Origin of the sequence: Sphingomonas pokkalii (genome assembly GCF_003096275.1) — a bacterium.
GTDB lineage: Bacteria > Pseudomonadota > Alphaproteobacteria > Sphingomonadales > Sphingomonadaceae > Sphingomonas > Sphingomonas pokkalii.
Window position 1 is genome coordinate 782,439 of sequence record NZ_QENQ01000001.1, and the last position, 13,915, is coordinate 796,353.

Sequence of the window (13,915 nt, forward strand, 5' to 3'; positions counted from 1 at the left end):
TGCAAGCACATTGCCGTCGATTGTGCATCGCGCCATTAGAGGGTTCTGCTTACTGGGAGCTTACGGAGTGCCGGCATCGTGCGCCTGTTGATGGTGGAAGACGAACCTGCGCTGGCCGCTGCCTTGGCGGACGCGTTGCGCGGACGCGGTATTCACAGCGACGTGGCGGGGTCTATCGCAGATGCCCGCCAGATGATCGAAGCCGCCCAATATGCGGCCATATTGCTCGATCTGGGATTGCCGGACGGCGATGGCCTGTCGCTGATCCGTTGGCTGCGTGCCCAGCACCACACCGTCCCCGTGCTGGCGATCACCGCCCGCAGCGCGCTCGATGCACGCGTCGCCGGGCTGAATGCGGGGGCGGACGATTATCTGGTGAAGCCATTCGATATCGAAGAGCTTGTCGCCCGGCTGCACGCGGTGCTGCGCCGTCAGGGCCAGCTTGCCGCCGCCGAATTGCGGATCGGCAATCTGCGGTTCGATACGGTGTCCGGCGATCTGGTGGTGGGCGAGGTGCCCGTGCTGTTGACCGCCCGCGAGCGGCAGTTCGCATCGCTGCTGCTGCGGCGTGCCGGCCAGGTGGTGAGCAAGCAGCTCGCCGAGGACCAGTTGTACGGCCTTACGGAACCGGTCGGTTCCAATGCGCTGGAAGTGCAGGCCCACCGCCTACGCCGCAAGCTGGAAGCCGCCGGCGCCACCGTGCGGATCGAAACGATCCGCGGCGTGGGCTACATGATTCGAATCGCCGCCGATTCCGCCGCGGGATGAAACAGGTCATGAAGTTGTGGCCCCGATCGCTGATCGCGCGCATCCTGTTGCTCGAGCTGGGGGCGATCGTGGTCGTGGCAGTCGTGCTGCCGATGCTGCTCACCTGGTTCCTGCGGACCGAAGCCCGCCGGGTGCAGCACCGGAACCTTACCCATCAGGCGCGCGCCATCGCCGCCAATCTGCGGATCGCGGGAAATCGGCCGGTGTTGCACCTGCCGCATGATCTCGCCCGGATCTATGCCTCGCCCTATGACGGCCGCGCCTTCGTGATCGTCGACGGCGGCGCGCAGGTGGTCGCGGCCAGCCCGGACCTGGAGCAGGTGCCGTGGCACCATGCGCCCCGCGGCGACCGCAGTGCTTCGTTCCGCGCGGGTGCGTTTGTCGGCATCAGCCTGCCCGTCCGCGCCGCCGGCCAGCCGCTATGGGTGATCGTGACGCAGGATCAGGCCGTGCCCGGTGCGATCCTGGACGATGTGATGCACGCCTTCGTCCGTCGGTTCGATCCGGTGCTGATCGCCGTGCTGCTGCTGCTGCCGGTGATCAACAGCCTGTTGATCGCGCGCCTGGTGTTCGCGGTGCGGGCGGCATCGCACCGCGCGGAAACCATCGGTGCGCAGACGCTGGAGGTGCGGCTGGAGGAACGCGGGCTGCCGCTGGAGGTGGTGCCGCTGGCGCGCGCGACCAATGACTTGCTCGCGCGCTTGCAGGCGAGTTTCCGCAACCAGGCCGAGTTCGTTGCGAATGTCGCGCATGAGCTGCGCACGCCGCTGGCTGCGCATCGGCTGGAACTGGATGCGGTGGCGGATCCGGCGTTGCGGGGACGGCTGCGCGACTCGGCGGACCGGCTTGCCCATGTCGTGGCCCAACTGCAGGATCTGGCGACACTGGAAGCCGTGACACGCGATCGCTTCGTCGCGTTCGACGCAGGCGAACTCGCGCGCTCGATCGTCGCCGAACAGGCGCCGTCGATCTTCGCGGGTGGACAGACGATCGCGCTGGATGCCCCCGATGCGCCGGTGATGATCCGGGGGGATCGCGTGCTGGCGGGGCTGGCGCTGGCCAACCTGATCAGCAATGCCGGCCGCCATACGCCGGCGGGGACGCATGTCCGCGTCGAGCTCGATGCCGATGGCACGATCGCCGTCCGCGACGACGGGCCCGGTATCGCCGCGTCCGATCCGGAGCAGGCCTTGCAGCGTTACTGGCGCGCCGATCATCGCCGGTCGGACGGCGCCGGGCTGGGCCTGTCGATCGTGCGGCGTATCATGGAGGTGCATCGCGGCACGCTGGCGGTCGCGAGCCGGCCGGGCGAGGGTGCGTGCTTCACCCTGTGCTTCCCGTTGGCAGGCAGCGGGTCTACCAGCCGGTCGTGATCCCGACGCGCAGGCTGCGGGGCCGGAGCGGCGTTACCTGATCGCGCACACCCAGGCTGAACGGGTTGCCGAATGCGAACTGGTTGGCCTGGCGATTGGTGAGGTTGTTGAGCACAAGGCTGAAATCCGCCTTGCGCCAGGTGATCGCGGCGAACGCGTCGGCCGTCCAGTACCGCCCCTGACTTATGTCGAGAAAATCGCCGGTGCCCAGCACCGAGCGGCCGATATAGTCGCCCGACACGCCGATCCGGGGATGGAGCCGATGCGACGTCCAAACATAGGAGAGGCCGGTATGGACCGCAATCGGCGGCGTTTCGGGCAGCCGGCGATTGTTGCGCTTCGACAGGTCCGCAATCTGCCCGCGCACCTGATTGTCGGTCAGCAGGAACGCGGCTTGCAGGCGGAGCGCCGGCACCGGAACCCAATCGAGATTGCCTTCTAGTGCGCGGATGTTCGCATTGCCGATATTGGCGGTATAGGGCTGGCCGCGCTGGGTGATGAGATCGGCCTGCACGTTCGTCCAGTGCGCGATCGAGGCGCTGCCCGAAAAGGCGATGCCGGTTGCACCGCTGCGGAGCTTGCGCACGCCGATCTCGGCGACCTGGATCGCATCGGATTTATAGTCCGCAACGCGGCCGACGCCGGGCGCGACCGCCAGGCCGCCGGTGCGGAAGCCGCTCTGGAAACGCGCGAACAAGGCGAGCGCCGGCCGCAGCCGCCACGACGCGGCGAGCGTGGGATCGACGCGCTGGGTTAGCCGGCCCTTCACGAAATTTGCCGAGCGCGGCGTGGCCGAAGGATCGCCATCGGTGCGCGCCGAGGTCAGGCGGGCGCCGCCGGTCAGCGAGAACCGGTCGGTGAACGCGAAGGTCGCCTCCGCGAAGACGGACCCTGCATTGGTGACGTTCGTGACGCCGAGGATGGTGCGCTCGAGGCCGGGAATGCTGGCGCTGCGGGACAGGATGTCGCGATCGCTCACCAGGCTGAAACCCGCCACCCAGCTGTTGCCGTTGGGCAGCGAGCGCGAGAGGCGTGCTTCCTGGCTGAGCAGCCGCTTTTCATGGTTGGCGCGATAGATCGTCAACGGGCTGGCGACCATACCGCCCGGCGTGCGCAGCGTGGCATCGAAGGTCTCGCGCGTATCATAGCCGACGATCCCCGAGGCGGAGACGAAGCGCAGGCCGCTATCCCAATCCTTGGTGGCGACCAGGCGGCCGAACAGCAATCGGTTGGCGAAAGGCTGGGCGATAACCGTGCGGCGGGCGAGATTGCCATCGATCCGTTCGGCATAGTTGCCGTCCCGCGCGTCGATCCACTGGCCGACGCCGCTGGCATCCACCAGCCAGCCATTGCCCGCATCGACGCGCAGCGCGGCGCGGCCCCCGGCGGTTTCGGCGCGGTTCACGTTGCGGAGGTTGCGATCGCGGTCGCGCAGGAAGCCGCCGTCGCGCACCCCATAGCCGACGATGCGCAGGCCTGCCGCGTCCCGCGCCAATGGCAGGTTGAGCATCCCGGCCAGATCGAATCCGGCTTCCGCCCCACTCGTCATCGTCACGCCCGCCGTCGCCGCGGTGGCGATCGCATGAAGATCGACCGAGTTCGACGTCAACCGGATCACCCCGCCGATCGCGCCGGAGCCATAAAGCGTTCCTTGCGGCCCTTCGAGCACCTCGACATTCGCCATGTCGTACAGGCGCAACCCTGGCTCGGGCCCGGAATAGTTGAGCTGGACATCGTCGAGATAGATGCTGGTCGGCGATTGGGTACTGCCGTTGAAGCTGCTGTCGGCGATGCCGCGGATGAACACCTTGTTGCGGCCGTTGCCGAGCTGGGTGCTTTGCAGGATCGGTACCTGACGGACCGCATCGCTGAGCGTTCCCGTCGCCAGCGCCGGGGATGCCGGCGTGCCGGGCAGCGCGGTGAGGCTGCCCGGATAGCGCAGCAGGGCGATCCGCTGCTTGCTGGCGGTGACGACGATGTCGGCCTCCGGCGCGGGCGGTGGCGGTGTCGCTGCCGCGATGCGCCCGGGCGCCCGGCCGCGTTCGACCGGCGGACGCGGAGGCCGGACGCGGACCACGCGATAGCCACCGCCACGGAGCGCCTGGGCGCGCAGCCCGGTGCCGCGCAGCAGCCGCGAAAGTGCCGTTTCCGTCGGCATGGTGCCCTGAAGCGGGCGGGTGTGGATCTCCGCAAGGCCGGCTTCGGTGCTGACGATCTCCGCGCCGGTCTGCCGCGCGAGGGTGCGCAGGGCGGCATCGAGGGTGGTGGGCGGCACCGCGACCGTGCTGCGTTGCGCGATAGCGGGCGTGGCGAGGATCAGCGCCGGCGCAAGCGCCAGCCGAGGAACAAGGCTAAGGCGTGGCCGGCGTTTCGCTCGATAGGATCCACCGCTTACCGTCACGCCGCCACGAAGCCCCGATCAGTTCGGCCAGATGCGGTACGTCGCGCTCGGCCTGGCCGGAAAAGCGGACCAGCCCGGTAAATGGCCGTTCGGACAAACTGCCCTCCAGGGCAATTTCCAGTCCGTAAAGCCGTTTCAGCGCCCCCGCAACCTCGTGCATCGGCTGGCCATCGAAGCCGAGCGTGCCGTCGCGCCAGCCGCCCACCTGCTGCGGGGCGATGCGCGTCTGGACGATGCTGGTGCCATCGGCGCGGGCCGAAAGCGCGTCGCCGGGCTTGAGCGTGACGGCGGGCCCGCGCGACTGGAACCGCACCGACCCTTCGGCAACGGCGACGTTCAGCCGGCTGCCGGCATGGGCGACATCGAACACCGTGCCCAGATCCTGCACCGCGACTTCGCCCACCTTGACCGTGAAGGCGCGCGCCGCATCGTGCCGGACATGAAACAGCGCCTCGCCCTGTTCCAGCGTGGCGATGCGGGGATCGTTGCGATCCAGCACGAGACGCGTGCCGCCGCTCAGTTGGATGCGGGTGCCGTCTTCGAGCGACAGGGTGCGTCGCTCGCCGTCGCGCGTGGCGACCTGATAGGGGGCGGCACGCATCGGGAGCAGCATGGGCAGGCAAATGGCCGCGATCGCGGCCGCGGCGGCGGCACCCCCCAGCGGCCCGGCCCAGCGGCGCCATGCGGGCGCGGGGACATTGTCATTCCCGGCCCGTGCATCCTCGCCCGATCGGAAGGGCGCGGCTGCGATCAGGCGGTCTTCCGCCGCCACGCGATCATAGGCCGCGGCATGGGCGGGAGACGCCTCCAGCCAGGCGACAAAATCGGCCCAGGCCCGTGCATCGGCTTCGGCCAGGCGCAGGTGCCATGCAATGGCGGTGTCGATCACGTCGGTGGCATCAGCTTGCACGGTCCGCACCCCTTTCCCTTTCGTGACGACGTGCCTCGCGCAAATCCGCATCATTGCTATCGAGCCGGTCGTGAATTTTTCGGTAGGCGCGCTGGAGCAGCTTCTCGACGCCACTGATGCTGATGCCGAGATGGCCGGCGATCTCGCGTTGCGGCCGCTCCTCCAGCCGGAACATGCGCAGGGCGGTAGCCATGCGTTCGGGCATCTCGCCGATGGCCTGTTCCACCGCCTGCCATTCGCTGCGGGCCACCATCGTGCGTTCGGGATCGGGAAGGTCCGCGTCGTCCGGCTGGGTTTCCAGCCAGCCGGCGTCGCGCGCGCCGCGCCGATTGGCGGCGATCCGCCGATCGGTAGCCAGGTTCGCGGCGACCCGGAACAGGAACGCCGCCGGCTGGGCGATCGGCCCATCCGCGAGCTGATCGATGCGCAGCCACATATCCTGCAGCGCATCCTCCGCATCCTCGCGGTTTCCGAGGCGCGCGACCAGCAGCCGCAGCAGCATCGGCCGTTGCGCAAGAAATACTGCCTTGAGGCCGCCGTCCACCACTACCGCACCGATCCCGCACCGGGGTCAGGCGGGGAATGCCAGACCCTGTGCCGCAGCCATGTCGGCGATCGGCAGATCGTGCAAGGCTTCTGCTTCGACGCGCCGTGCCGCAGCGATGCGATCGCCGGCGCGCATTCCGGCACCCGGATGGCACATCACCAGGTGCGTGGCGCCCGGACGGAGCAGCAGCTTCGGGAACAGGGCGCGATAGTCGCCGGCGAAATCATAGTGCCCGGCGAAGCTCGCATTGGTCCGCAAGCCCCTGGCGCGGGCGGCGGCGCGCAGGCCACGGCAATGCCAGGCGCTGCCGATCGCCTTGCCCGCAAAGGGGCGGGCGAGCATCGCCGGCAGCCGATCGGTGCAGTCGCGGATCCAGGCATCGGGCGCCCGCTCGGCGGTTTCCGCCAGTACCAGGTCGCGGATTCCCGGCAGCGCATGGACGTGCTGATGCCCGTCGACAAAGGCGGGCTGGCGGCCCAGCGCGCCGACAAAGGCATCGAACTGCGCCGCGATTTCCCCGACCACTTCGCCCAGCGGCAGTCGCCAGCGTCCGGCGGCGCGGGTGAGCGGATCGATATCCGGCATCCGCCCTTTCGGCGCGAACCGCGGCATGGCGGTGAGCGGTACTTCGCCGGTAAGCGTGAGGTGCAGCCCGATTTCGACATGCGCGGGCAGCCCGGCAAGCAGTTGCGCATCGGCGTGCCAGCCTGGCATTGCGGCCATGCAGCTGATCGCGTTGAGCTTGCCCGCCTGGGCGAGCGTTACGATCGTCTGGCTGATCTCGGGCGAATAGGCGAAATCGTCAGCACACAGGATGAGGCGGGACAAGCGTCGGTCCTTCGATATGGTGATATTGCCGTTCGCGCATTCGGTTGCTGAGCAGACGCCGGCGCTGCAATCGGCGCGCGAGGAAGGAATAGAAGAACCAGTCGCCCGCAATCGGCGCAGCCGCGGAATAGAGCAGCCGCTCGAGCAGCGTCCACCGGATGGAATCACGGTCCCGTTCGCGTGGCGAGGGGATACACCACATTTCCCGCGAATAGCCCATATGGCCTTTCCGCATCATGCGGTGGATCACTTCGTGATCCTCCAGAACGAAGTTCCACAATATTGTATCGAAACCGCCTGCTGCGCGCAACGTACGCGCGCAGAATGCCTGGCCTGCCCCGCCGGCATGGCATTGGCGCGGCAGCAGCCGGGCGGCGGTGAGGAAGCGGGTGGCTTCGGTCGCGCGCGCATGTTCGCTCATATGCGCAGGCACGAAATAGGCGCCGGCGACGACATTGCCCGGACGGGACAATATGGCCTGTGCGGCAGCCAGATAATGCTTGGGATATATGGTATCGGCGTCGCAGGTGGCGACCCAGCGCGTCCGCACCCAGCCCAAGCCGCTGCGAAGCGCCGCGACCTTGCCGGGCGTGGGTTCGGTGATCAACAGATACTCAAGCCGATGGGCGCGGCACGCGGCGCGGGCGACCTCCGCGCTGTCGTCCGTCGAGCCATTGTCGATCAGGACGAGCGTGAACGGCTCCGTCTGGCTGGCGAGGCTGGCGATCGTGCTCGCCAGGAAGTCGCGCTCGTTGAAAAAGGGTATCAGGATCGTCCAGGCGATTTCGCCCGTGGAGTTTCCGCCTCCGGCGGGGCCGAAGCGGCGGCCGTTGGAAAGATCGAGATACATCGGTTCATGTCCCATCGAAGCGCGTGGATGGGCACCGCATCGGCACGTACCGACACGCATCCCCTCCGCCCGATCGAAAGACGTTGCGTGCGGGGCCGAACCTCACTTGCCGCGGTCGCTTTTTTTGGCCGGCCGTCCCCGTCGCAGGATAACGACATGGCAGACGCAATCCGCACCAAGGGCAGGAAAAATATCGCGAATGACCCAGGGCGCCGGCGCGGCTAATCGGCCGGCCGGTGGAAACGAACGGAACGCAGGGCCGCAAGGACGGCGGCGGCGCCTGGCGCCAGCGGGGGGCGGTGTGGTTGCTGCTGCTCGTGGTGGCGTTCGCGATCCGGGCGCATGATTTCGGCAACCCGGTGATCCATGTCGACGAGCAATATTATCTGCTGGTGGGCGATCGGATGCTGCACGGGGCGCTGCCCTATGTCGATTTCTGGGATCGCAAGCCGCCTGGCCTGTTCCTGCTGTTCGCCGCGATCCGGCTGCTGCCGGGGGACGGCATCCTGGCCTATCAGATCGTGGCGACGCTGTTCGCCGCGGCGACCGCCGGCACGATCACGGTGGCGGCGGGCCGGCTCGGTGCGCGGCCGGTGGGCGGTGTGGCGGCGGCACTCGCCTATCTGGTGTGGCTTGGGTTCCTGAGCGGCCGGGGCGGCCAGTCGCCGGTATTCTACAACCTGTTCATGGCGCTTGCCGGCACGCTCATGCTCCGCCTGCCGACGCTGGCGCGCGAGGGGCGGCGGCGGACGATCCTCGGCCAGGGCGCCGCGGCGTGCCTGCTGGCGGGGCTGGCGATCCAGACGAAATACACGCCGGTGGTGGAGGGCGCGTGCTTCGGGCTGGCGCATCTCTTCTATCTGCGCCGTGCGGGCGCGGGCTGGGCGGCGACGGCCGGGGCCGGCCTATGCTGGGCCCTGCTGGGGATGGCGCCGACGGTGGCGGCGATCATCGGGTATCACGCGCTGGGGCCGGTGGCGTTCGACGCCTTCTGGTTCTCCAACTTCGCCTCGGTCGCGCTGCGCCGGGGCTATCCCGCGGCGAAGATCGCGGGGCGGCTGGCGGGTACGGCCGCGCAGCTATCGCCGTTCCTGGCCTGTGTCGCCGCGCTGCTGCACGGGGCGCCGCGCCCCGAACGGACCCTCGCGCTCGGCTGGCTGGTGGCCGCGCTGATCGGGTTTGCGATGATCGGCGCGTTCTTCGATCATTATGCCCTGCCGCTGCTCGTCCCGCTCGCGATCCTGGCGGCGCCGGTGCTGGGGCGGTCGCGGGCGGCGCTGGCAGGGATGGCGCTGGCGGCGGGGATCCTGGGCGGGTTCCACGGCGTGACCGAGCCGGACGATCGCGCCGCCGCACGCGCGGTCGCACAGGTGATCGCGCGCCATTCGGGGCAGGGCTGCCCCTATGTCTTCGCCGGCGATGCGATCCTCTACCATCTCGCGCATGCCTGTGTGCCGACCGCCTATGCCTTTCCCTCCACGCTCGCCTATGCCGCCGAGCAGGGCGCGACCGGCATCGACGAGGCGGCGGAGGTGCGCCGGATCATGGCGCGCCGGCCGCCGGTGGTGGTGACGATGGATCCGCCGTTATCGGCATGGAACGCCAGCAGCCTCGCGGTGATGCAACCGCTGCTCGCGCGCGAGTATCGCCTGGTGCTGGTGCGGCCGCGCGAGGATAGCCGGCTACTCGTCTATGTACGTCGCCAGGCCGCAGTGGCGCCGTAAAGGGCTTTACATGCGCGCCGCGCTCGGCTTGGTGGCGGTGCGGGCCCTTTACGGAAGAGCGAGCGATGAAGCGTATCCTGTTGGTGATCCTGGCGGCCCTGGTGCTGATCGCGGGCGCCGCCGTTGCCTATACCCAGATCCAGCCGGGCGGTGTTCCGGTCTATCGCGCCACGGTGGTGGCGACGCTGCCGCACGATCGCAGCGCCTTCACCGAAGGCCTCTTCATCGAAAATGGCGCGCTGTATGAAAGCACCGGACGCGTCGGGGAATCGTTCATCCGCAAGCTCGATCTGGCGACCGGCAAGGTGCAGCGCGAGCAGGCGCTGCCTGCGCCCTATTTCGGGGAAGGCATCGTCGCCTGGGGGGACAAGCTGTACCAGCTTACCTGGCAGGACCAGACCGGGTTCGTCTATGGCCTCGACACGTTCGAGCCGCGGGGCACCTTTTCCTACACCGGCGAAGGCTGGAGCCTGACCCACAATGACAAGGCGATCATCATGAGCGACGGCACGCCGGTGCTGCGCTTCCTGGATCCCACGTCGATGCAGGTCACCTCGACGCTGCGAGTGACCGCCAATGGCTGCCCGGTGGCCAATCTGAACGAGCTGGAATGGGTGGATGGCACGATCTACGCGAACATCTGGCAGACCAACCTGATCGCGAAGATCGATCCCGGCAGCGGCAAGGTGCTCAGCTTTCTCGACGTCACCGCGCTCGGGCCGCAGGATCGCGGTGCCGACGATGTCGCCAACGGTATCGCCTATGACGCCGCCGGCAAGAAGCTGTTCGTTACCGGCAAGCTGTGGCCGCAGCTTTACCAGGTGCGCGAGGGCGATCGGGTGCGCGACTCGGCGGAAGCCGCCAAGCTCACCAGCTGCGCCCGCCCGTAGCACGGGCGGGGCCGGCGCTCAGCGGCCGGCCCGCACCTCTGCCAGCAGATCCTTCCGGCTGAGCTTGCCGATCATCGTCTTCGGCAGGCTTTCGCGGATCACGACTTCCTTCACCCGTTCATGCTTGCCGAGCTGGGCGTTGAGCCATGCGCACATCTCCGTCGCATCGGCCTGGGCGCCGTCGTTGAGCGCGACATAGGCGTGCGGCAGCTCGCCATGATAGGCATCGGGCAGGCCCAGCACGAGCGCCTCCTTCACCGCCGGATGGGTATAAAGCACCGCTTCGATCTGGCTGGGGAACACCTTGAACCCGCCGACCGCGATCATGTCCTTCAGCCGGTCGACGATCTGGATATAGCCATCCGCATCGATGATGCCGACATCGCCGGTGCGTAGCCAGTGATCGTCGACGAACACGCCGGCATCGGCTTCCGGCCGGTTCCAGTAACCGCGCATGATCTGCGGTCCCTGGACGACGATCTCGCCCGGCTCGCCCGGCGGTGCCGGCTTGTGGGGATCTTCCTTGTCGACCAGCCGTACCCGGGTGCCGGCGATCGGCTGGCCGATCGTGCCGGGCTTGTTGAGCCCGACATATGGGTTGGCAGAGACGACGCCCGAGCTTTCCGACAGGCCATAGCCTTCGATGATATGGGCGCCGGTGATGCGCTCCCAGTTGAGTTTCAGCTGTTCGGGCAGCGGCGCGCCGCCCGAGATGCAGAAGCGCAACGACGAGAAGTCGCCGGTCTTCATGCCCGGCGCATCGAGCAGCGCCTGATACATGGTCGGCACGCCGGGCAGCGAGCGGGGCCGCGTACGGCGCAGTTCGGTGAGCACCTGCTGCGCGTTGAAGCGCGGGAGCATCACGATACGCCCGCCGGTGATGACGGTGCGGTTGAGCACGCAGGTATTGGCGAAGACATGGAAGAACGGCAGCACGCCCAGCACCGAATCGTCCGCCTGGCCGCGTTCGGGATCGAGATCGGCCACCTGCCGGGCATTGGCCGAAAGATTCTGGTGGGTGAGCACTGCCCCCTTGGGCGTGCCGGTGGTGCCGCCGGTATATTGGATCAGCGCGACATCGCGTTCGGGATCGATCGCATGGGATGGGCAGTCGCCCGCATTGTGGATCAGCGCCGAGAAGGCCTGGATACGGGGATCCTGCGGCCGCGGCGCGACTTCGCTTCCCCGGAACAACTGGTAAAAGATCGACTTGGTGGTGGGCAGCGCCCCCGCGACGGAGCCGACGACCAGTCGCTCCAGGCCACTTTTTTCCAGCACCTTCAATGCGGTGGGCAACAGCGCCGTGGCGGAAAGCGTGAACAGCAGCCGCGTGCCGGAATCCGCCACCTGCGCCGCCAGTTCCTCGACCGAGTAGAGCGGCGAGAAATTCACCACCGTCGCACCCAATTTCAGGATGCCGTAATAGGCCGCGACATAATGGGGCACATTGGGCAGGAACAATCCGATGCGGTCGCCCGGACCATAGCCCAGCGCGCGTAACCCGCAGGCTACGCGGTTCGCGCCATCCTGCACCTCGCCATAGCTGTATATCCGACCCATGAAATCGAGCAGCGGGGCGTGCGGATGGGCATTCGCGCTCTCCTCGAAAAGATCGACCATGGACCGCGGCGCGTAGCTGCGATCCCACTCTCCTGGATGCCGATAAGCGGTCTTCCAGACCTGTTCGGACTCTATCATTGACATCTTTGTAAGCAGGCCGGGAAGGCCATGCAAGCGCGGTTTTCTCCCTATTTCCCGGGGCACTTACCCCCGCTGGGAATGGCCACCGCAGATCGTCAGGATGCCGTAGCGGCGGGCATCAACGGGCGAGTTCGCGGCTCCACGTCACGATCACCGAAACGGCGACGATGCCGACATCGATCGCGGCCTGGACCTGCTGCGGTGCCGTGTCGCCAACCCGATGGGTGAGGATGCGCAGATCGGCATGGGGCCGTTCGACGCGCAATGCGAAGAATGCGATCGCGCCGATCACTGCAACGCCTGCCCACCAACGATACCGTGCCATATCCACTCTCCCTTGCCGCGCATCGTACGCGGTTCCGGGAATGCCAGCAAGTTCACGCGATGCCGTAATCCATGGTGCGGGTGCGGTCGCGGCCGGCAGCCTTGGCTTCGAACAAGGCCCGATCGGCGGTTCGATACAGCGACTTCCAGTCGAGATCGTTGGCCAGCGGACCGGCGCAGATGCCGATGCTGGCCGTCACCCGGACGTCGAACGGCATCCGCACGGTGCGCAACCGCGACAGCAATTGTTCGGGATCGATCGAACATTCGGCGCTGACCAGAAGGGCGAACTCTTCACCCCCCATGCGCGCGATGAGGACGCTGGCCGGCAAGGCGGTGCGGAGCGCGCGGGCGAACAGCCGCAGCACCTCGTCCCCGCCATCATGCCCCAGCGTTTCGTTGACGCGCTTGAAATGATCGATGTCGATCAGCAGCAGCTGTTGCCGGCCGGTCCGGCCGATCGCTTGCTGGAGGAAGGCGCGCCGATTCAGCAGGCCGGTGAGCGGATCTATATCGGCGAGGCGGCGGGCCACCACCTCGCGGGTGATCGCCGCATCCCGCTCGTCGCGCAGGAACTTGATGCGATAGGCGACCGCCAGCGACGACAGGAGCGCTTCCGCGCCCATCGACAGGATCGTCGAATTGTCGATCCAGAAGTTCCAGGGGAGGATGCGCAGGGCCGCCAGCACGCGGGTGCCCGCCAGCAGGATCGGCGCGGTCCACGATAAGGCGAACAGCCAGAGGAAGTTGGAACGCTGACGCCACGCTCCCCAAAGGGTCGGGACCACGATCGCCAGCAGCCCGGCGCAGGCCAGCGAATGGAGCATGTCGGCCAGGCGCAGGTTCAGCGCGCCGAATGCGGCGACGCTGAAGCCGCCCAAGGGCACCGCGGCTGCCACGATCCCGGTAGCCCTATCCAGCCAGCGCGGCATCGGCTGGTCTTCGAAGAAGCTGCGGGTGAACAGCGCGGCAGCGCCGCCGGCAAGGCCGATGAACAGATAGTTCAAGCGCAGCCGATCGTTGTTCGCGATCGCCGGTACCATCCAGGCAAAGGCCCCCGACGAGGTGATGGTGTAGGCCAGCATTGCCGAGAGCAGCATGCAATAGTGCAGCTGAAACCGGTGGCCCATCGCGCACCACAGCGCGAAATTATAGACGATCAGTGCCAGCGAGATACCGGCCAGGAATGCGAAAAGCGCGGCCATCGCAAGGTTGGCTGACGCCGAATCGGCCTGCGTTGCCAATCGCGGATCCATCACGATGCCGCGGATGTTCGCGGCGTTCTCGACGTGGAACAGCACGCGGCGAACTGCCGGTTCGCGGACAGGCAGGGGCAGCTGAGCAAAGGCACCGAGCTGGATTAGCGGGGTGATGCCGGTGGCCGGGCTCGACCAGCTTTTCATCACGCCATCGGCATATTCGATATGGATCGTCAGGCGATCCTGCCAGACGCTGGCGAAGCGCAGAACCAGCGGAGCGGTGAAGGTGGATCGGCGATCGATCGGCGCGGTGAGCACCCAATAGTGCCCGGCACCGAAGCGGTGCTGCGGCGTGGTGCAATCAAAGGCTTCGGGATGGTGCAGCATCGCTGCCACACTT

The 13,915-nt window shown here is 67.5% G+C and carries 12 protein-coding genes; 4 read left to right on the plus strand and 8 right to left on the minus strand.

What is annotated here, in order from left to right; all coding sequences use genetic code 11:
- Positions 1-78 precede the first annotated feature (78 nt).
- Together DD559_RS03650 and DD559_RS03655 are read left to right on the plus strand one after the other, a co-directional pair.
- Positions 79-768, plus strand: coding sequence for a response regulator (locus DD559_RS03650; RefSeq protein WP_116467995.1), 690 nt, complete (start codon positions 79-81; stop codon positions 766-768).
- 8 nt (positions 769-776) lie between these two features.
- Entirely contained in the window at positions 777-2,141 is a 1,365-nt protein-coding gene (locus DD559_RS03655; protein ID WP_116470687.1) for a sensor histidine kinase, read from the plus strand.
- On the opposite strand, the gene DD559_RS03660 is transcribed toward DD559_RS03655, so the two are convergent.
- From DD559_RS03660 to DD559_RS03680, 5 genes are all read right to left on the minus strand, one after another.
- On the minus strand, positions 2,125-4,416 hold the full coding sequence (locus DD559_RS03660; RefSeq protein ID WP_240610103.1) for a TonB-dependent receptor: 2,292 nt from the start codon (positions 4,414-4,416) through the stop codon (positions 2,125-2,127). The genes DD559_RS03655 and DD559_RS03660 overlap by 17 nt on opposite strands.
- Before the next feature lie 76 nt (positions 4,417-4,492).
- Positions 4,493-5,452, minus strand: coding sequence for a FecR family protein (locus tag DD559_RS03665; protein WP_240610104.1), 960 nt, complete (start codon positions 5,450-5,452; stop codon positions 4,493-4,495).
- Entirely contained in the window at positions 5,442-5,954 is a 513-nt protein-coding gene (locus DD559_RS03670; RefSeq protein WP_116470688.1) for an RNA polymerase sigma factor, read from the minus strand. The genes DD559_RS03665 and DD559_RS03670 overlap by 11 nt, the downstream gene beginning before the upstream one ends.
- A 69-nt stretch (positions 5,955-6,023) precedes the next feature.
- Positions 6,024-6,827: a ChbG/HpnK family deacetylase gene (locus DD559_RS03675; protein ID WP_116467997.1), complete on the minus strand. Its 804-nt coding sequence runs from the start codon at positions 6,825-6,827 to the stop codon at positions 6,024-6,026.
- Positions 6,802-7,692, minus strand: coding sequence for a glycosyltransferase family 2 protein (locus DD559_RS03680; RefSeq protein WP_116467998.1), 891 nt, complete (start codon positions 7,690-7,692; stop codon positions 6,802-6,804). The genes DD559_RS03675 and DD559_RS03680 overlap by 26 nt, the downstream gene beginning before the upstream one ends.
- Positions 7,693-7,913: 221 nt before the next feature.
- Between DD559_RS03680 and DD559_RS03685 the strand changes: the two genes are divergently transcribed.
- On the plus strand, positions 7,914-9,401 hold the full coding sequence (locus tag DD559_RS03685) for an ArnT family glycosyltransferase (RefSeq protein WP_240610105.1): 1,488 nt from the start codon (positions 7,914-7,916) through the stop codon (positions 9,399-9,401).
- Between the two features lie 65 nt (positions 9,402-9,466).
- Entirely contained in the window at positions 9,467-10,291 is an 825-nt protein-coding gene (locus DD559_RS03690) for a glutaminyl-peptide cyclotransferase (protein ID WP_116467999.1), read from the plus strand.
- 18 nt (positions 10,292-10,309) lie between these two features.
- On the opposite strand, the gene DD559_RS03695 is transcribed toward DD559_RS03690, so the two are convergent.
- From DD559_RS03695 to DD559_RS03705, 3 genes are all read right to left on the minus strand, one after another.
- A complete protein-coding gene (locus DD559_RS03695) occupies positions 10,310-11,989 on the minus strand; it encodes a long-chain-fatty-acid--CoA ligase (RefSeq protein ID WP_116468000.1) in 1,680 nt (559 codons plus the stop codon).
- A gap of 121 nt (positions 11,990-12,110) precedes the next feature.
- On the minus strand, positions 12,111-12,317 hold the full coding sequence (locus DD559_RS03700; protein WP_116470690.1) for a hypothetical protein: 207 nt from the start codon (positions 12,315-12,317) through the stop codon (positions 12,111-12,113).
- A gap of 52 nt (positions 12,318-12,369) precedes the next feature.
- On the minus strand, positions 12,370-13,902 hold the full coding sequence (locus DD559_RS03705; RefSeq protein ID WP_240610360.1) for a GGDEF domain-containing protein: 1,533 nt from the start codon (positions 13,900-13,902) through the stop codon (positions 12,370-12,372).
- Positions 13,903-13,915 lie beyond the last annotated feature (13 nt).

What these genes read in the sequence shown, in the direction of transcription:
- DD559_RS03655 (WP_116470687.1), top strand. Translation starts at nt 777, where the DNA reads ATGAAGTTGTGGCCCCGATCGCTGATCGCGCGCATCCTGTTGCTCGAG.
- DD559_RS03670 (WP_116470688.1), bottom strand. Translation starts at nt 5,954, where the DNA reads ATGCTGCTGCGGCTGCTGGTCGCGCGCCTCGGAAACCGCGAGGATGCG.
- DD559_RS03680 (WP_116467998.1), bottom strand. Translation starts at nt 7,692, where the DNA reads ATGGGACATGAACCGATGTATCTCGATCTTTCCAACGGCCGCCGCTTC.
- DD559_RS03690 (WP_116467999.1), top strand. Translation starts at nt 9,467, where the DNA reads ATGAAGCGTATCCTGTTGGTGATCCTGGCGGCCCTGGTGCTGATCGCG.
- DD559_RS03695 (WP_116468000.1), bottom strand. Translation starts at nt 11,989, where the DNA reads ATGATAGAGTCCGAACAGGTCTGGAAGACCGCTTATCGGCATCCAGGA.
- DD559_RS03700 (WP_116470690.1), bottom strand. Translation starts at nt 12,317, where the DNA reads ATGGCACGGTATCGTTGGTGGGCAGGCGTTGCAGTGATCGGCGCGATC.
- DD559_RS03705 (WP_240610360.1), bottom strand. Translation starts at nt 13,902, where the DNA reads ATGCTGCACCATCCCGAAGCCTTTGATTGCACCACGCCGCAGCACCGC.